This window comes from Stenotrophomonas sp. AG209 (assembly GCF_003550055.1).
GTDB lineage: Bacteria > Pseudomonadota > Gammaproteobacteria > Xanthomonadales > Xanthomonadaceae > Stenotrophomonas.
In genome coordinates, this window is record NZ_QXDB01000001.1 from 54117 (window position 1) to 71428 (window position 17312).

The following is a 17312-nucleotide window of genomic DNA, read 5'->3' on the forward strand; positions in this document are numbered from 1 at the left end:
CGGACCAACGGTCCGCACCCACCTCTGCAATGCAGCCGAGCTTGGCTCGGCTCTACAATAGGGGGTCTTCTTCTTTCCCGGACCGCCCATGAAACTGCCTGCCGCCTGGCTGTGCTGCCTGTTGCTGACCTCGCCGGCCTGGGCCGCGGACACCGTGGTCAGCGGCAAGGTCTATCTGGAGCGCGACGGCCGGCCCGGGCGCGGTGCGACCGATCCGGGCCTGGCCGGGGTGCAGGTTTCCAACGGCGAGACCATCGTCAAGACCGCCGCCGACGGCAGCTACAGCCTGCCGGTGCGCGACGGCCAGACCGTGTTCGTGATCAAGCCCGATGCCTACGCCTTCCCGAAGGCGACCGACGGTCTGCCGTCGTTCTGGCGCCACTACCGCCCGAACGGCTCGCCGGCGCTGAAGTACGGTGGCATCGCCGCCACCAGCGATATCACCCGCAACTGGGATTTCGCGCTGCAGGCGGATCGCCATGACAGCCGCCATGGTTTCCAGATGCTGGTGTTCACCGATTCGCAGACCGCCAGCCTGAAGGACATCGGCTACTACCAGCAGTCGATCGTGGCGCCGCTGGTCGGCCAGACCAAGGTGCGCATGGGCACCACCCTGGGCGACATCGTCAACGACGACCTGGCCCTGTACCCGGCGATCAACAAGGTCACTACCCAGCTTGGCGTGCCGTGGTTCCACGTGCCGGGCAACCACGATCTCGACTTCGATGCGGCCAGCGACGAACACTCGCTGGACAGCTGGCGCAACATCTACGGCCCTGACACCTACGCGGTGGAAGAGGGCGGCGCCAGTTTCGTGTTCCTGGACGACGTGGTGTACGACCCCAAGCCCAAGCCGAAGTACGTCGGTGGCCTGCGCGAAGACCAGTTCGCTTTTCTCGCCAGCTACCTGAAGGGCCTGCACAAGGACCGCCTGCTGGTGCTGGGCATGCACATCCCGCTGTTCGACGCCGCGCCGGGGCGCGAGACCTTCCGCCACGCCGATCGCCAGCGCCTGTTCGACCTGCTGAAGGACTTCCGCAACGTGCTGGTGCTCAGCGGCCACAGCCACACCCAGCAGCACGTCTACCACGGCAAGGCCGAGGGCTGGAACGGCGACAAGCCGCTGCACGAATACAACGTCGGTGCCAACTGCGGTGCGTTCTGGTCGGGGGTGAAGAATGCCGCCGGCGTGCCGGACAGCACCATGAGCGACGGCACGCCGAAGGGCTATGCATTGCTCGACGTGGCCGGCAACGGCAGCTATCGCCTGCAGTACCGCGTGGCCGGCAAGCCGGCCAGCGAGCAGATCGGCCTGCATGCGCCGAAGGTACTGCGCCAGGGGGCCTATCCGGCGTGGGGTGTCTACGCCAACGTCTACATGGGTGAGGACGCCAGCGTGGTCGAGTACCGCGTTGATGGCGGCGCCTGGCAGCCGATGAAGCAGGTCAGCCAGCCCGATCCGCGCCTGATGGTGGAGAACGTGGCCGATGATCTGGCCAACAGCCTGCGCGGCTACGACCGTTCGCCGGAGGCCACCGCGTCGCCGCACCTGTGGCGGGGCGCGCTGCCGACCGACCTGGCAACAGGCAGCCACAAGGTCGAAGTACGCTCCACCCAGCCTGATGGTGCAGTGTTCACCGCCACCACCAGCTACAGCCTGCAGACTGCCCAGCCCTGACCCCGCGCACCAGCGCTCCAGCGAAAGGACCCCGCATGGATATCCGCTTCATGGCCGGCACCACGCCGGTGACCCTCAGCCGCCATTGGTTCACCGGCGCGATGCTGCTGCAGAGCGCCACCGAGAAGGTCTGGGTGCAGCATCCGCTGCATCCGGGCACCCACTTCTCGTTCTCGCTGGTACAGTCGTGGCTGCGCCACATCGCCGGCCACGAAGTGCTGGTCGAGCGCACCCGGCCGCTGCTGTTCGCCGGCTTCCGCCCGCAGCGCCTGCGCGTGCTGGTGGATGGGGTGCAGGTGGCCGAACAGGAAGGCATGTAGGCCAACCTGAACCATCGGCGCGCTAGGCAAAGCCGCCCCGATGCCTGAGAATCGGGGCGATTCAATCGATCCAAGCAGGCCAGCGTGACCATCGCAGCAGCGTCCCCGGTTTCCTCCGACTCCGCCCGCGGCGGTCTTCCGCGCCGTCTGGTCGTCGCCGACGTCGGCGGCACCTTTGCCCGCCTCGCGCTGGCAGAAACCCGACCTGGCCATGCGCCGCTGCTGGGCAGCCATCGCACCTATGCCTGCGCAGAGCATCCCAGCCTGGCGGCGATCCTGGCCGATTTCACCGCTGGCCTTGGCCAGCCGGTGCAGACCGCGGTGGTCGCCATCGCCGGCCTGCTCGATGGCGATGTGCTGATCAATTCCAACCTGCCGTGGACGGTGACGCTGTCGGCCACCCGCACGCAGTCCGGGCTGCACGAGCTGCAGCTGATCAATGATTTCGAAGCGGTGGCGCTGGCCATCCCGTACCTGCAGCCGGAAACCCTGGTGCCACTGAACGGCGACGCCGATCCGGCGCAGGCGTTCCCGGCACTGGTGCTGGGCGCCGGTACCGGCCTGGGCGCAGCGTTGCGCTTCGCCGATGGCGAGCGTCCGGTGTTGGCCAGCGAGATCGGCCATGCCGCGCTCGGCGCCGGCAACGCGCTGGAACTGCAGGTGCTGGGCAAGTTGCTGCAGCGCTGGGCGCACGTGGACAACGAGCGCGTGCTGTCCGGTAGTGGCCTGATGAACCTGTATCCGTGCCTGTGCGAACTGCGCGGCGTCACCCCGGTGTGGACCAGTACGGAGGCGCTGATCGGCGCGGCGCGCAGCGGAGAAGACGCGCTGGCCGTGGAAACGCTGCAGGTGTTCTGTGCCTGGCTGGGCAGCCTGGCCGGCGACGCGGCGATCGCCGTCGGCGCGCGCTCGGTGTACCTGGCCGGTGGCATTTCCGCGCATGTGCAGGATTTCCTGGCCGATGGCCGCTTCCGTGAGCGCTTCCTCAACAAGGGCGTGCTGACCGAGGTGCTGCGCCAGGTGCCGGTGTGGCGCGTGGAGCACGGCCAGCTGGGCGTGCTCGGTGCAGCGGTCTGGCACGCCGCACGGCAGCCCACGCACGACTGATCGGCAGGGCCGGCATCGGGCCGGCCGTGCATTGCAGACTGGGAGGGGAAGATGGTGGATCGCAGGCAGTTCCTGCAGGCCGGTGCACTGGCTGCAGGCATGGCGGCATTGCCGGGCGTGCAGGCGCGCACGCAGGGTGGGGCCAGGGTGGTTTCGACCTGGGACTTCGGCGTACCGGCCAACCAGGCCGCATGGAAGGTGCTGGCACAGGGTGGCAGCGCGCTGGATGCGGTGGAGGCGGGTGCACGCTGGGCCGAGAGCGAGCTGTGCAACCCCACCGTCGGCCATTGCGGCAACCCGGATCGCGACGGCGTGCTGAGCCTGGACGCGAGCATCATGGACGGCGATGGCCGTTGTGGTGCAGTTGCCGCGCTGGTCGACATCCTGCATCCGGTGTCGGTGGCCCGCAAAGTGATGGAGAACAGCCCGCACGTGCTGCTGGTGGGCGAGGGCGCGCAGCAGTTCGCGGTGCAGCAGGGTTTCGAGCGCAGGCACCTGCTGACGCCGCAGGCTGAAGCCGCCTGGCGCGAGTGGCTGAAGACCGAGAAGTACCAGCCGCAGATCAACGCCGAGCGCCGTGGTATTCCCGGCAACAGCGACAACCACGACACCATCGGCATGCTGGCACTGGATGCCAAGGGCCATCTGGCCGGTGCCTGCACCACCAGCGGCATGGCGTGGAAACTGCACGGTCGCGTTGGCGACAGTCCGATCATCGGTGCCGGCCTGTACGTCGACAACGAAGTGGGCGCGGCCACTGCCTCGGGCGTGGGCGAGGAGATGATCCGCAACGCCGCCTCGTTCCTGGTGGTCGAGCTGATGCGCCAGGGGCGCTCACCGGCGCAAGCCTGCCGCGAAGCGATCGACCGCGTGGTGCGCAAGCGCCCCGAAGCGAGCAAGACACTGCAGGTGTGCTTCCTGGCCATGAACAAGCAGGGCGAGGTGGGCGCCTACGCGCTGCATCGTGGCTTCGTCTATGCGGTGTGCGATGCGCGGCGCCAGGATGACCTGCGTGATTCGCCGTCGATCTACACGAGCACCCAGGCGTGAGCACGCGGCGGACCCTGGAGATCGCCAGCAACTCGCTGGCCTCGGCGCTGGCCGCGCAGGCTGGCGGCGCCGATCGCATCGAGCTGTTCGACAACCTGGCCGAGGGCGGCACCACGCCGTCGTTCGCCAGCATCGCGATCGCCCGCGAACGCCTGTCGATTCCGCTGTTCGTGCTGGTGCGGCCTCGCCCGGGCGACTTCCACTACGACGCGCTGGAAACCGAACTGATGCTGCGTGACATCGCGCAGTGCCGCGCGCTGGGCTGCGATGGCGTAGTGATCGGCGCGCTGGATGTGCAGGGCGGCATCGATCTGGCGCTGTGCCGCGAGCTGGTGCAGGCTGCCGGGCCGTTGCAGGTGACCTTCCACCGTGCCTTCGATGCCGCCCGCGACCTGCCGGCGGCGCTGGAGCAGGTGATCGGGCTGGGTTGCCAGCGCGTGCTGACCTCGGGTGGCCAGGTCAGCGCGGAGGCCGGTGCCGATGTGCTGGCACGCCTGGTCAGCCAGGCGGCGGGGCGTATCGCGGTGATGGCCGGCGCCGGATTGGCCCCGGGCAACATCGCAACCGTCGCACGGCATACCGGCTGCACCGAACTGCACGCCTCGGCCAAGGGCCTGCGCCGCTCGGCGATGCAGTTCCAGAACCCGGCGCTGCGCGGCCTGGACCCGGACTGGAACCAGACCGCCACCGCGACCGTGGCCGCCCTGCGGCAAGCGCTGGACGGCGTGGAGTAACCCGCTTATGTAGAGCCGAGCCCGTGCTCGGCTCTGCAACGACGCATTGTTGACCGCTGAATATCATTCAGCGCACGTGTGACGTGGTCGTGTCACATCGCTTACGGCGAGCCGGACGAGTGCCCAGCTATGGTTGCCGATCCACAACCGAGGTGTACCGAGGCGGTGCAGAGCTTAGCTGGGATTCTGAAATGCCTTCCTCGAGCCACCAGTACTCCTCGTATCTGCTTGGGTTCTTGAACTCGTAGATGCTGATGATGCCGAGCAAAGAACAGGGTGAGTCGGCCATGAAATCCCAGCCATCCTTCTCGGCGCAATAGGTCTCGGTCTCTTTCATGAACCATACCCGATACCCCTTTTTAATCACTACATTGATTGCAGTGCTCGTTACATTTGAGAACTCTGATAATGCTGGCATTCTTCACCTTGTTGATTGCTGCAGTTACCGGTGCTGAGGCGTCTTCTCTCGATCATCTGTGATCGTGCTTGGTGCGGTGAGCAAATGACCTACCTTGATAGAGTGCATGACATCTCGATGCGATGTGCATGCACTGGCGCTTTTGGCCGCTTTTCAGGTGGAACCCTTGCATGCGGTTCCAGAACCCGGCGCTGCGCTGACTGGATCCAGACTGGAGCCAGACCAGCACTGCGACCGTGGCCGCACTACGACAGGCGCTGGACGGCTGAGGGCCGCCCGGGGTCGGATCCCTTCGCAGAAGGGCTCTGCCCCCACCCGAATGCTCACGCGTTGCCGAAAAATGACGTTTCTGACGTGGGCGGATGGCCAGTCCGTCTGCCGAACGGCGGAACGCAGGGGCGTGCGCGTTTCCGGGTAGACGATCAAGCCAGGATTATTGACAGTGGGGTCCAACTCCCCGTGGCAATGATCCTCCTTCCGCATGCCTCGATTGCTCCTGCTACTTCTCTGCTTGCCGCCAGCCGTCGCAATAGCTGCAGGGGAGGGGCAGCCACCAATGCTGATCTGGAAGGCGATCGGCCTTGAGGGAGGCAGCATCGACGCTGTGCTGGGCGGCGTGACGCTGGCACCCGCTGCTACAGGCGCGTTCGTCGACACGCGGGTACATCGGATCGGGGAGAAGCGCTTTCGCGCGCTCTATCAGGTGTTCGATTCAAACGCTTCCAACCCCATGGGGCTCTGTGGCGCGGGGCGCGAGATCCATCTATTCGTCTACGAATTGACCCCGCCGAAGCCCATTGAGCGCGGCAGGGTATTGATCAGCAGCTGCCTTGAGACCCTGTCTCTGGCCAGCCAGAACTCAGGGCGACCCCACAGTGAATCCGACTTTTCCTCGGTCATCTGGCAGGGCGACGGGATCACCATCAAGTGGTGGGGTATCGGACCCGGAGGCGATGCGTCGAGCCACTACGCCCTCCGAAATGACCACTTCGTCCCGACTCAACCAAGAGAGCGGAATCGCTGAGGGCGGACAAAACAGTTCCGCGCGAGATTGTCGCGATCGTGTCATTGACGTGTGCGCAGTTCTCTCAGCGATGTTTCGCAACCCTTTGATTATTCTGGATTCCGGCAGCCGGTAGCAGCATTTCCCCGGGTGTTGCTGCGTTGCCGCATGCCGGGCGTGGTTCAGCTGTGCTTTAGTTTGGATCGATCCACAGGGGGGGTGTCGGGGCGGGCTTGAACCGATCCAGGTGCCCGGATCAGCCGTAGTGCCGCGCCACCCCCCGTCCGTGCGTCCACACTTTCGAAGAGCAACCACCCATGGCTCAGATCGTTCGCAAGCGTCGTCACCTGCTGTCCCAGGCCCTGGTCCTGGCCCTGTTGCCCCTGGCGGCCAGTGCGCAGGAGGCCGCCAACTCGTCCACCAAGGATCTCGACGCGGTCACCGTCACCGGTTCGCGCATCAAGCGCGCCAGCGTCGAAGGCCCGGCGCCGGTCAACGTGATCACCGCCGCGCAGATCCAGAAGGAAGGCTTTGTCAGCGTGTACGACGCGCTGAAGACCCTCACCGAAGCCACCGGCACCGTTGAAGCCGCCTCGCAGTGGGGATCGCATACGCCCAATGCCAGTGGCCTGAACCTGCGCGGGATGGGCCCGAACCGCTCGCTGCTGCTGGTCAACGGGCGCCGTGTGGCCGACTACCCGCTGCCCTATGGCGGCGAAACCAACTTCTCCAACTACGGCAACATTCCGGCCGCGGCGGTGGAACGCATCGAAGTGCTGACCGGTGGTGCCTCGGCCATCTATGGCTCCGATGCGATCGCCGGCGTGGTCAACGTCATCCTGAAAACCAACTACGACGGCGACGAAGTGCGCGTGCGTGGTGGTACCTCCACCGAGGGTGGGCGCGATACCTGGGACCTGTCCTGGGCCGGCGGCAAGACCGGCGACAACTGGAGCGTGACCTACGCGCTGCAGTACACCAAGCGCGATCCGCTGTTCGGGCGTGATCGCCCGCAGATGGACGATGCCGACGATGCACCGTACGCGTCCTGGAACATGGAGCAGCGCAAGGTCGGCTTCCGTCCCACTGCAGGCCTGGCGCTGATCGATCCGACCACCGGCCAGCGCCTGGCGCCACCCGCCGGCACCTGCGAGAAGTTCAACGGCGAGTACTACACCGCTGATCGACTGGTCTACAACTACGCCGCCAACACCATCACCAACACCGGCCGCCTGTGTGGCATGAGCGCCGACTACACCAACTGGCTGCTCACCGGCGGTGCCGAGAACGTGTCCGGCAACCTGTATGCCACCTTCGATTTCAGCAATGACCTGCAGGCCTGGACCAACCTGGCGGTGTACCGCTCTGAAGCGATCTGGGGCACCAATCCGCCCAGCGTGTCGCTGATCGACGATGACAACGGCTACTACTGGGATGCCAACCGCAACCGCCCGATCCTCGGCGTGCGCCAGTTCACCCCGAACGAAGTCGGCGGCCTGGGTACGCTGCGCAATACCAACCGTGAACTGTCCTGGGACTGGAGCGCGGGTCTGCGCGGGCGCCTGGCCGACCGCTTCGACTGGAGCGCCACGGTGGGGCGCTCCTACTACCGCGTGGAAGAGCGGCAGAACGTGGTCGACAAGCAGAAGTCGTACGACTACTTCCTCGGTCCGCGCCTGGGTACGACCGCTGACGGCGAGGCGATCTACGCGTTGAACGAATCGCGCTGGTGGAACCCGCTGACGCCGGACCAGTACTGGCAGATGGGCACCGTCGCGAAGAATCGCGCAACGTCCTGGGTCAACCAGGCCTCGGCGGATATCACCGGCGAACTGTTCCAGGGTTGGGCCGGTCCGATCTCGTTCGCCGCCGTGGCCGAAGTCGCGCAGCAGGGCTATCACCTCAGCCCCGACCCGCGCGCTGGCATCGATTTCGACCTGCAGAACGTCGATCGCGGTGGCGGCGAGCGCACCCGCTATTCGGCTGGTGTCGAGTTCAAGATCCCGCTGCTGGACAGCGTGACCGCCACTGCGGCCGCGCGCTACGACCGCTATGGCAACTACAAGGCTGACAACAGCGGCGAAGCGCTGGACATCGGCAGCCAGAAGGAAACCACCTGGAATGTCGGTCTGGAATGGCGTCCGATCGAAGCGCTGCTGGTGCGCGGCTCCTATGCCACCAGCTTCCATGCGCCGGACATGCACTACCTGCTGGGCCAGCCGAGCAGTTCGGAAGTACAGACCTATGACCGTCTGCGCTGCATCCAGAGTGGTGCCTACCTGGTCAACAACTGTGGCGTGGGCAACACCGATGTCTGGTACACGTTCGACGTGAACCGGCGTGGCACGCCGCTGCTGCGCTCGGAGACCGGTGATTCGTGGACGGTCGGCTTCGTCTGGGATGTGATGCCCAATCTGTCGGTCAGTGCCGACTACTGGGCGATCAAGCTGGAAGACATGATCGTCGACGTCGGCGCCGATGAGGTGCTGGCCAGCGAAGCCGGCTGCCTGACCGGCAAGAACATGGACGGTACGCCGTGGGCCAACCCGGCCGGTGGCGAGTACTGCGCCGGCATCCTGGCCCGCGTGAACCGTGACAGCAACGGTCGCCTGGTCTCGATCGAGCGCGGCCCGTTCAACCTGGCCAGCCGCGAGGTGCGCGGCATCGACCTGACCGCACGCTACCGGCTGGAGACCGCCCAGTGGGGCAGCTTCCAGCTGGGGGTGAACTACACCAACCAGATCTCGACCAAGGAACAGCGCTACGCCGCCGACCCGAATCCGGAACGCCGCGATCGCGACCTGCGCAGCAAGCTGCGCGCGAGCCTGGCCTGGCAGCGCGGCAACTGGAACGCCAACGTCTATGCCGACCGCATCGGTTCGGTGCCGGGCGTGCGCTACCACTGGGGCACCGACCGCCTGGACAACCCCGGTGGCTGCCTGCCGTTCGCCGATGGCTACGTGCCCAGTGACAGCCCGTCGCTGAACTGCCTGGAGCCGGCGCGGCTGCCGGATGGTTCGGTGAACCCGAACCCCAATGCCGGCCAGCAGACCTCGCGCTACTTCGGCCGGGTCGGACCGTTCATCACCTGGAACTTCAACGTGGGCTACCAGGTGACCGAGCACGCCAAGGTCAATGTCTACGTCAACAACGTGTTCAATTCGGCCAGCTGGAACCACAAGGACCCGTACAAGCTGGATTACGACTTCGCCCCGACCCGGTTGCTGGGTGCGGTCGGCCGCGAATTCGCGTTGGAGTATGTGTTCACCTTCTAACGAGACAGCCCATCATCAGTAGATCCACGCCATGCGTGGATGCGGACACCTGGATGCCCATTCAGGAAATGCGGACAGGCTGGATTTGACCTTCCCACGATGGCAAGGTTTAGCCTGTCCGCATCCAGAAGGAATCCCCGGGAATCCGATCATGAACACGCCCCGCGCCACTGCAATCCCCGCCAGTCCCTCCGCCATCAGCCTGCCCATCGAGGGCATGACCTGCGCCAGCTGCGTCGGCCGTGTCGAAGCGGCGCTGTCCAAGGTCGAAGGTGTGGGCAGTGTTTCGGTCAACCTGGCCACCGAACGGGCGGACATCCGTGCGTCCGGTCCGGTCGATCGCGCCGCGCTGATCCAGGCGGTGGAGCGGGTGGGCTACGACGTGCCCGCCGCCACCATCGAGCTGGCAGTGGAAGGCATGACCTGCGCGTCCTGCGTTGGTCGCGTCGAACGTGCACTGTTGGCCGTGCCAGGCGTCAGCCAGGCCAGCGTCAACCTTGCCACCGAGCGCGCCACGGTGCGTGGCGTGGCCGACGTTGCAGTGCTGGTCGCCGCCATCGACAAGGCCGGCTATGACGCACGCGTGATCGAGACGGGGGTGCAGCCCGATGACGAGGCCGCGGAAAAAAAGGATGCCGAGCGCGCCGAACTGAAGCGCGACCTGATCGTGGCCACCGCGCTGGCACTGCCAGTGTTTGTACTGGAAATGGGCTCGCACCTGATCCCTGGCATGCACGAATGGGTGATGTCCACGATCGGCATGCAGGCCAGCTGGTACCTGCAGTTCGTGCTGACCGCGCTGGTGCTGGCCATCCCGGGCCGCCGTTTCTACCAGAAGGGCGTGCCCGCATTGCTGCGGCGTGCGCCGGACATGAACTCGCTGGTGGCGGTGGGTACCGCCGCGGCCTTCGGTTACTCGGTGGTGGCGACATTCCTGCCGAAGCTGTTGCCGGCGGGCACGGTGAACGTCTACTACGAAGCCGCGGCGGTGATCGTCGCGCTGATCCTGCTCGGCCGCTTCCTTGAGGCGCGGGCCAAGGGTCGTACCTCCGAGGCGATCAAACGCCTGGTCAACCTGCAGGCCAAGGTCGCCCATGTGATCCGTGACGGCCGCACGGTCGATATCCCGGTCAATGAAGTGCTGAGTGGCGACGTGGTGGAAGTGCGTCCGGGCGAGCGCGTGCCGGTCGATGGCGAGGTGGTTGAAGGCCGCAGCTACATCGATGAGTCGATGATCAGTGGTGAGCCGATCCCGGTCGAGAAGCAGCCGGGCAGCAGCGTGGTGGGTGGCACGGTCAACCAGAAGGGCGCGCTGACGGTACGCGCGACGGCGGTGGGGGCGCAGACGATGCTGGCGCAGATCATCCGCATGGTCGAACAGGCGCAGGGTTCGAAACTGCCGATCCAGGCGGTGGTCGACAAGGTCACCCTGTGGTTCGTGCCGGCGGTGATGCTGGCTGCATTGGCGACCTTCGCCGTCTGGTTGATCTTCGGGCCCTCGCCGGCGCTGAGCTTTGCGCTGGTCAATGCGGTGGCGGTGCTGATCATTGCCTGCCCATGCGCGATGGGCCTGGCCACGCCGACCTCGATCATGGTCGGTACCGGTCGTGGTGCTGAAATGGGCGTGCTGTTCCGCAAGGGCGAGGCGCTGCAGCTGCTGAAGGACGCGCAGGTGGTGGCGGTGGACAAGACCGGCACGCTGACCCAAGGGCGCCCGCGCCTGACCGATCTGGAGATTGCTGCCGGCTTCGATCGCAACACGGTGCTGGCGGCAGTTGCCGCGGTGGAGTCGCGCTCGGAGCATCCGATCGCCCGCGCGATTGTTGATGCCGCGACCGGGCAGGGCATCGCGTTGCCGGCCATGGTCGACTTCGAATCGGTCACCGGCATGGGCGTGCGCGCCGGTGTCGAGGGTGCACGCGTGGAGGTCGGTGCCGATCGCTTCATGCGCGATCTGGGCGTGGACATCACTGCATTCGCAGCATTGGCGGCGGAACTTGGCACGCAGGGCAAGTCGCCGATGTACGCGGCCATCGATGGACGCCTGGCCGCGATCATCGCGGTGTCCGATCCGATCAAGCCGAGCACGCCGGCGGCGATCGCCGCACTGCATCAGTTGGGCCTGAAGGTGGCGATGATCACCGGTGACAATGCCGGCACCGCGCAGGCGATCGCACGCCAGCTCGGCATCGATGAAGTCGTGGCCGAGGTGCTGCCGGAAGGCAAGGTCGAAGCGGTGCGCCGCCTGAAGGCCACGCACGGCCACGTCGCCTTCGTTGGTGACGGCATCAACGATGCGCCGGCACTGGCCGAGGCCGATGTCGGCCTGGCGATCGGCACCGGCACCGATATCGCGGTGGAGTCCGCCGACGTGGTGCTGATGTCGGGCAACCTGCAGGGCGTGCCGAATGCCATCGCGCTGTCGAAGGCAACGCTGGGCAACATCCGGCAGAACCTGTTCTGGGCGTTCGCCTACAACACCGCGTTGATCCCGGTAGCGGCCGGCGTGCTGTACCCGGTCTGGGGCGTACTGCTGTCGCCGGTGTTCGCGGCCGGTGCGATGGCGCTGTCCAGCGTGTTCGTGCTGGGCAACGCGCTGCGCCTGCGCCGCTTCCAGCCGCCGATGGCGGATGCCGCCGTTGCCACCCACTGAAGGAGATCCGCATGAACATCGGTGAAGCCGCCAAGGCCTCCAGCGTGTCGGCGAAGATGATCCGCTACTACGAGCAGATCGGCCTGATCCCCGCGGCCGATCGCACCGAATCGGGTTACCGCGCGTATTCGCAGGCGGATATCCACCGCCTGCGCTTCATCCGCCGCGCACGCGATCTCGGCTTCCAGGTGGCCGAGATCACCGATCTGCTCGGTCTCTGGAACGACACCTCGCGGCACAGTGCCGACGTCAAGCACCTGGCCGAACAGCATATTGCCGATCTGGAACAGCGCATCGAGCACATGCGGCAGATGGCCGACACGCTGAAATCGCTGATCAGTTGCTGTGCGGGCGACGAGCGCCCGGAATGCCCGATCCTGCAGCGGCTGGGTGAGAACGATGAGACGCCGGTGCCGGTCGATACCGCGAAGACCGGCGCGGTGCGGCGACGCGTACAGAAGCATTGAATCGATATCGCATGCACTGAAAAGCCCGCCCTGTGACAGAGCACGGGGCGGGCTTCGTTGTGGATGCCGGGCAGGGGATCAGGCGCTGCGCGGCGGGAAACCGGCATCGTTCACCGCGGCGAACACCTGTTCCTGCGACGCGGTGGTCTGCACCTTGACCAGGCCGGTCGGTGGGTCGGCCACCACGCTGGCGTTCGGATCGATCTGCTGGATCGCGCGGGTCACGCTGCGCGCGCAGCCGCCGCAGGTCATGCCGTCGACATGGAATTCCATCTGTAGCTCCTTGGGTGCTCTTGGGGTGGAGTCAGTTTGCACCTTCCAACGATGGCAGGGTCAAGCGCCGGGCTGAACGACGGACAAGGCGCGGACAAAAAACGGCAGCCACCTGTACCAGCGCGGCTGCCGTGGAGGATCGTCCCCGCCAGGGCGGAGCGCGGGTTGCGCCGGGGCGGGCCCGGGCAACCCGGTACGGGCTTAGAACTTCCAGTTCACGCCGAAATACAGCTGGCGGCCGGCGTACAGGTTGGACAGCAGGCGGGCCTGGCTGTCGTTGCCGATGTAGCTGCGCAGCTCGGACTTGGTGGCGTTCAGCACGGCAGCCGTGACCGTCCAGTCCGGGGTGAGGTTGTAGGCCACGTTCAGGTCAAGCTGGCTGTACGGCTTGGTGTAGGTGGTCATGCCATTGTTCAGTCCGCCGACCACTTCGCCACGCCGGTTGTACGAAGCACGTGCCAGGAACTTGTCGTTCTCGTAGAACACGGTCACGTTGGCCTGGTTCTTGGCACTGCCGACCAGCGGCGATGAGCCGATTTCCTCGCCGTCCAGCACGATCGAGGCCAGGTTGGTGTCGTTGTAGGTGTAGTTGGCCTGCACACCCAGACCGAAGTCGAACGTGTACTGGCCATACAGTTCCACGCCCTGCGACACGCCATCGCGGCCATTGGCCTGGGTCTCGTACTTCTGCACGGTCACCGACTGCCCACCGACATTCATCTGCTGGTCGCGCACCACCGGCACGGTGAAGTTGTCCACGTTCTTGCGGAACAGCGAAACACCTGCGACCGCGCCCGGCTTGAAGTACCACTCCAGGCCAAGGTCGAACTGGACCGCCTTGAAGGGCTCCAGCGCCTTGTTGCTGCCCGAGCCGTACCAGCCGGGCGTGTCGGTGCCGCCGGTGACACGGCGATCGTTGGCGTACTCCTCGCTGATGTAACGCAGGCCGCCAGGGTAGGCGATGCTGGTGTAGCTCGGGCGCGCGACCACCTTCGATGCCGCGCCGCGCAGCACCAGGTTATCGGTGATGTCCCAGGCGATGTTGAAGCTGGGCAGCACGTCGGTATAGGTCTTTTCCAGCGACGACAGGGCGTACACCTTGTCGCGCACCTGGGGGTCAGGGAGGCGGACGAAGCCACCCTGGCAGCGCAGGTTCGGATCGGCGGCCGGATCATCGCAGCTCATCGGCGCGCCGCTGGCGTTGTCGACGAAGTAATCGTTGAAGCGCTCGACCGAATCGCTGGACTGGGCGAACTGCTTGGTGCGCACCACGCGCACGCCGATGTTGCCGCGGACGCGCTCGGTGCGGAAGTTGGCCTGGAAGTATCCGGAGTAGATCTTTTCGTTGACGTCGTAGACGAAGTCTTCCTCGGTACGATTGTGCGAGCCGCCGTAGGTCTTGTTCAGGTAATCGATGTAGGCCGGGTAGTTGATGCCCGGGAACACGTTGGCGTTGAAGGCGCCGGTGATGTTGCTGATCGGGTTGGACAGGAAGAAGCCCGGCTGCGCATCGCCTGCGGTCGGATCGCAACCGGCCTGGTAGCGATTGTTGTCATAGTCGGACGGGTCCAGCCCCGGGCATACCCAGTAGGTGTTGCCGGTATTGCGGTGGACCTTGCCATCGCGGTACTTGGCGCCGAACTGGATCGAGTCCAGCCAGCCAGCCTCGAACAGTTTGGTGACGTCTGCCTGGAAGTAGTTCTGCTTGACCTCCGTCTGCATCCACGACGAGTCGGTCGAGCCGGTATCGACTTCCGCGACGCCAGCCATCAACTGCTGCTGCAGGTCCGGCGAGAACTGCACCGACGGCGTGCCGGTCAGGTCCCACGCGGTGTACTGGTTGCCGGACTGCCACTGGTTGCCGACCTTGCGGCGCGGCTTGGCCGACATGCGGAAGTTCATCGACGGGCCACCTTCGGACCAAGTGCGGCCACCGGTGAACGAGGCCTTCCACAGCGGGCTGATGTCCCAGTCGATGGTCAGGTCAGCGGTCTGCGACAGCGCCTTCTCCTTGCTGTAGCCGCCGGTGAGCTGCGGGGTGGGGATGGTGCAGTCGTCCGGGCCCCAGCCGCCGGGCTTGAGGCCGGCGGCCGCCGCTTCATCCTCGCTGCAGTAGTAGGTCTTTCCCGCCAGCTTCTGGTACTGCGCGCCAGTAACGATGCTGCCACTCGGGTCGAAGTCCAGGCCGTTGAGCAGGCGGCCGCCGGCCCAGTTGCCGTCCTGGTTGTAACGGGCCAGGTTCCACTCCGGCACCTTCAGCATGTTCTGCGTGTAGTCGCCCTGCAGTTCGAAGCGGAAGTAGTTGGCCGTCATCGTAACGTTGTCGACCGGCTTGAACTGGAAGGTCAGCTGCCCGCCCTTGCGCTCGCGCTTCTCTTCCTTCACTGCGAAGTTCACCGAGGTCGGCATGAAGAACTCGCTGTAGTTCTTGCCGGCCTGGTTGTTGAAGCCGGACTGGCCCCACCAGTAGTGAATGCCATCCTGTTCCAGCAGATTGCCGTTGGCATCGCGGGCCGTGGTGCCGTTGCCGTACCACTGGTAGTCCTCGGTGCTGGCTTCCATGGTGCGGGTGGTGCGGTTCTGCTGGGTCACGCCGACCAGCACGCCGAAGCGCTCATCCTTGCTGTGCCATGAGTACAGCGCCGACACCTGCGGATCGACATCGTGGCTGGTGTCGGAGGTGGTGCCCTCCAGGTTCACGTAGCCGGAGTTGGATTCCATGTCGAGCGGGCGCCGGGTATGCAGGATGACCGTGCCGCCGATGCCGCCTTCGTCGATGCGCGCTTCCGGCGACTTGAACAGCTCGGCGCTGGACAGCATGTTCGACGGCAGCAGGGTGTAGTTGAAGGAGCGGGTCGCTTCGTTGTTGGTTTCCGAGGAGGCGACGAAGTTGCCGTTCAACTGGGTCAGGGTCAGGTCCGGCGCAAGGCCGCGCACGCTGACACTCTTGCCCTCACCACCGCTGCGGGTGATGACGACGCCGGGCACGCGCTGCAGTGCGTCGGCGACGTTCTTGTCGGGGAACTTGCCGACGTCCTCGGCGGTGATCACTTCGACCACCGCGTTGGCATCGCGCTTCTGTGACAGGCTCTTCTCAATGGCGTAGCGGTAGCCGGTGACCTGGACGCTGTCCAGGTTGGTGGCCTCCTGCGAGCCGGTGGAGGTGGCCTGCTGCGCGGCGGCGCCAGCCGGAATGACGGCGGCGACCAGGGCCAGCGCGATGGCCAGTGACAATGCGTCCTGGCCGTGCGTACGTGTTGAATGCTTCATTCCCATCTCTCCCTCTCTCCTGGATTGATCCGGTGACGTGGCACGGACAACTTGAATCGATCTAATTTGAAGTGACTTTGTCGCTGTCGCCATGCAGTGGCAGTAGCACCGCGCACGTGGCCTGGTACGTCCTGTTGCTGCTCCCCCAACTCCCGGCCATCGCAGCGTCGTCTTGGATCGATCTAAGCGATGGGCGGGCGATTTTTAGCATGGGTCGCCCGTGGGCGCATGCTGCTCCGCAATATGGTACTGGCGTGGCGAAGGGATGACGGTTTGCTGAAATCAGTGAAATCGTTTTCGTGCGCAGGGGAGGGTGGGTCGGCAGGGCTGCGCCCTGCACCTGCCGAAGCCAGGGCAACGGCCAAAGCCAAAGCCAAAGCGGCTCTGGGTTGTCTGTGTGTTGGGCGGGGCGGTGTCGGATTGCGGGGACGCCGTAAACCCGTCCATGGGGGCTTGGCCGCGGCATCCATGCCGCGGACACCCCGCAATCCGACACCGCCCCGCCTTTGACAGTTTCCCGGTGACGGTTGGATAGGTCCTGGAATTACGCGGGGTCATGGGGTCAGATCCGTTTTCCTTTGGAAAACGGATCTGACCCCAATTGATTTCGTTATCTGACAGAGATTCATCCACGCATGGCGTGGATTCACAGATCGCGGAAATCTGTCGAAGGCGGGATGGGTCCGGTTGCGGGGGCGTGAGCGCCATGGATGGCGCGACCGAGCCTACATGGACGTATTTACGGCGTCCCCCGCAACCGGACCCACCCCGACTCCCCACAGGAAACCGGCTTTTGCTGTTGCTTCGGCTTCGGCAGGTGCAGGGCGCAGCCCTGCCGAACACCCCCTCTCATGCTGCGCCGCAGAATGCATTCGGCTGAACCTGCATGCTCTACTTGAATCGATCTAAATTCACGGTCTGGTGGGTCGGGCGTCATTCCAGGGGGAGCTCTCTGCCAGTCGAGGCGGGGCTCAGCGGAACGGTGCCGGATGGCCCCGGCCGCCTGCCTCCGCGTCATCGACTACAGGAACCCGACATGCGTCCAGTGCCGTCCGCTCCCGCCG

Annotated in this window: 12 protein-coding genes and 1 pseudogene; 10 read left to right on the forward strand and 3 right to left on the reverse strand. The window is 65.5% G+C overall.

What is annotated here, in order from left to right:
- Positions 1 to 88 precede the first annotated feature (88 nt).
- The 5 genes from DFO63_RS00290 (at position 89) to DFO63_RS00310 (ending at position 4889) form a co-directional block, all read left to right on the forward strand.
- Complete coding sequence (locus DFO63_RS00290; protein ID WP_119006177.1) at positions 89 to 1678, forward strand: calcineurin-like phosphoesterase family protein; 1590 nt, start codon at positions 89 to 91, stop codon at positions 1676 to 1678.
- A gap of 35 nt (positions 1679 to 1713) precedes the next feature.
- On the forward strand, positions 1714 to 1998 hold the full coding sequence (locus DFO63_RS00295; protein WP_005409434.1) for a hypothetical protein: 285 nt from the start codon (positions 1714 to 1716) through the stop codon (positions 1996 to 1998).
- Positions 1999 to 2082: 84 nt separating this feature from the next.
- Positions 2083 to 3105 carry a glucokinase gene (locus DFO63_RS00300; RefSeq protein WP_049444897.1) on the forward strand — a complete coding sequence of 341 codons (1023 nt, stop codon included), beginning with the start codon at positions 2083 to 2085 and terminating at the stop codon, positions 3103 to 3105.
- Between the two features lie 51 nt (positions 3106 to 3156).
- On the forward strand, positions 3157 to 4155 hold the full coding sequence (locus DFO63_RS00305; RefSeq protein ID WP_119006178.1) for a N(4)-(beta-N-acetylglucosaminyl)-L-asparaginase: 999 nt from the start codon (positions 3157 to 3159) through the stop codon (positions 4153 to 4155).
- Entirely contained in the window at positions 4152 to 4889 is a 738-nt protein-coding gene (locus DFO63_RS00310) for a copper homeostasis protein CutC (RefSeq protein ID WP_119006179.1), read from the forward strand. Before DFO63_RS00305 ends, DFO63_RS00310 begins: the two co-directional genes overlap by 4 nt.
- Positions 4890 to 5016: 127 nt before the next feature.
- On the opposite strand, the gene DFO63_RS00315 is transcribed toward DFO63_RS00310, so the two are convergent.
- On the reverse strand, positions 5017 to 5226 hold the full coding sequence (locus tag DFO63_RS00315; protein WP_197621925.1) for a hypothetical protein: 210 nt from the start codon (positions 5224 to 5226) through the stop codon (positions 5017 to 5019).
- A 251-nt stretch (positions 5227 to 5477) separates the two neighbouring features.
- On the opposite strand from DFO63_RS00315, the pseudogene DFO63_RS22410 reads away from it, so the two are divergent.
- The 5 genes and pseudogenes from DFO63_RS22410 to cueR form a co-directional block, all read left to right on the forward strand.
- A pseudogene (locus DFO63_RS22410) lies at positions 5478 to 5576 on the forward strand (copper homeostasis protein CutC); the annotation flags it as partial.
- Positions 5577 to 5863: 287 nt separating this feature from the next.
- A complete protein-coding gene (locus DFO63_RS00325; RefSeq protein ID WP_119006962.1) occupies positions 5864 to 6331 on the forward strand; it encodes a hypothetical protein in 468 nt (155 codons plus the stop codon).
- Between the two features lie 296 nt (positions 6332 to 6627).
- Positions 6628 to 9585, forward strand: coding sequence for a TonB-dependent receptor (locus tag DFO63_RS00330; protein ID WP_119006180.1), 2958 nt, complete (start codon positions 6628 to 6630; stop codon positions 9583 to 9585).
- A gap of 151 nt (positions 9586 to 9736) precedes the next feature.
- Complete coding sequence (locus DFO63_RS00335; protein ID WP_119006181.1) at positions 9737 to 12238, forward strand: heavy metal translocating P-type ATPase; 2502 nt, start codon at positions 9737 to 9739, stop codon at positions 12236 to 12238.
- A gap of 11 nt (positions 12239 to 12249) precedes the next feature.
- Positions 12250 to 12705, forward strand: coding sequence for a Cu(I)-responsive transcriptional regulator (gene cueR, locus DFO63_RS00340; RefSeq protein WP_049444908.1), 456 nt, complete (start codon positions 12250 to 12252; stop codon positions 12703 to 12705).
- 78 nt (positions 12706 to 12783) lie between these two features.
- Here the strand turns inward: cueR and DFO63_RS00345 are convergent, their stop codons facing one another.
- Both DFO63_RS00345 and DFO63_RS00350 read right to left on the reverse strand, forming a co-directional pair.
- Positions 12784 to 12978: a heavy-metal-associated domain-containing protein gene (locus tag DFO63_RS00345; protein WP_049444910.1), complete on the reverse strand. Its 195-nt coding sequence runs from the start codon at positions 12976 to 12978 to the stop codon at positions 12784 to 12786.
- Positions 12979 to 13179: 201 nt separating this feature from the next.
- Positions 13180 to 16254: a TonB-dependent receptor gene (locus DFO63_RS00350; protein ID WP_049444913.1), complete on the reverse strand. Its 3075-nt coding sequence runs from the start codon at positions 16252 to 16254 to the stop codon at positions 13180 to 13182.
- Between the last annotated feature and the right edge of the window lie 1058 nt (positions 16255 to 17312).

What these genes read in the sequence shown, in the direction of transcription:
- DFO63_RS00290 (WP_119006177.1), top strand. Translation starts at nt 89, where the DNA reads ATGAAACTGCCTGCCGCCTGGCTGTGCTGCCTGTTGCTGACCTCGCCG.
- DFO63_RS00295 (WP_005409434.1), top strand. Translation starts at nt 1,714, where the DNA reads ATGGATATCCGCTTCATGGCCGGCACCACGCCGGTGACCCTCAGCCGC.
- DFO63_RS00305 (WP_119006178.1), top strand. Translation starts at nt 3,157, where the DNA reads ATGGTGGATCGCAGGCAGTTCCTGCAGGCCGGTGCACTGGCTGCAGGC.
- DFO63_RS00345 (WP_049444910.1), bottom strand. Translation starts at nt 12,978, where the DNA reads ATGGAATTCCATGTCGACGGCATGACCTGCGGCGGCTGCGCGCGCAGC.
- DFO63_RS00330 (WP_119006180.1), top strand. Translation starts at nt 6,628, where the DNA reads ATGGCTCAGATCGTTCGCAAGCGTCGTCACCTGCTGTCCCAGGCCCTG.
- DFO63_RS00315 (WP_197621925.1), bottom strand. Translation starts at nt 5,226, where the DNA reads ATGAAAGAGACCGAGACCTATTGCGCCGAGAAGGATGGCTGGGATTTC.
- DFO63_RS00325 (WP_119006962.1), top strand. Translation starts at nt 5,864, where the DNA reads ATGCTGATCTGGAAGGCGATCGGCCTTGAGGGAGGCAGCATCGACGCT.
- DFO63_RS00350 (WP_049444913.1), bottom strand. Translation starts at nt 16,254, where the DNA reads ATGGGAATGAAGCATTCAACACGTACGCACGGCCAGGACGCATTGTCA.
- cueR (WP_049444908.1), top strand. Translation starts at nt 12,250, where the DNA reads ATGAACATCGGTGAAGCCGCCAAGGCCTCCAGCGTGTCGGCGAAGATG.
- DFO63_RS00335 (WP_119006181.1), top strand. Translation starts at nt 9,737, where the DNA reads ATGAACACGCCCCGCGCCACTGCAATCCCCGCCAGTCCCTCCGCCATC.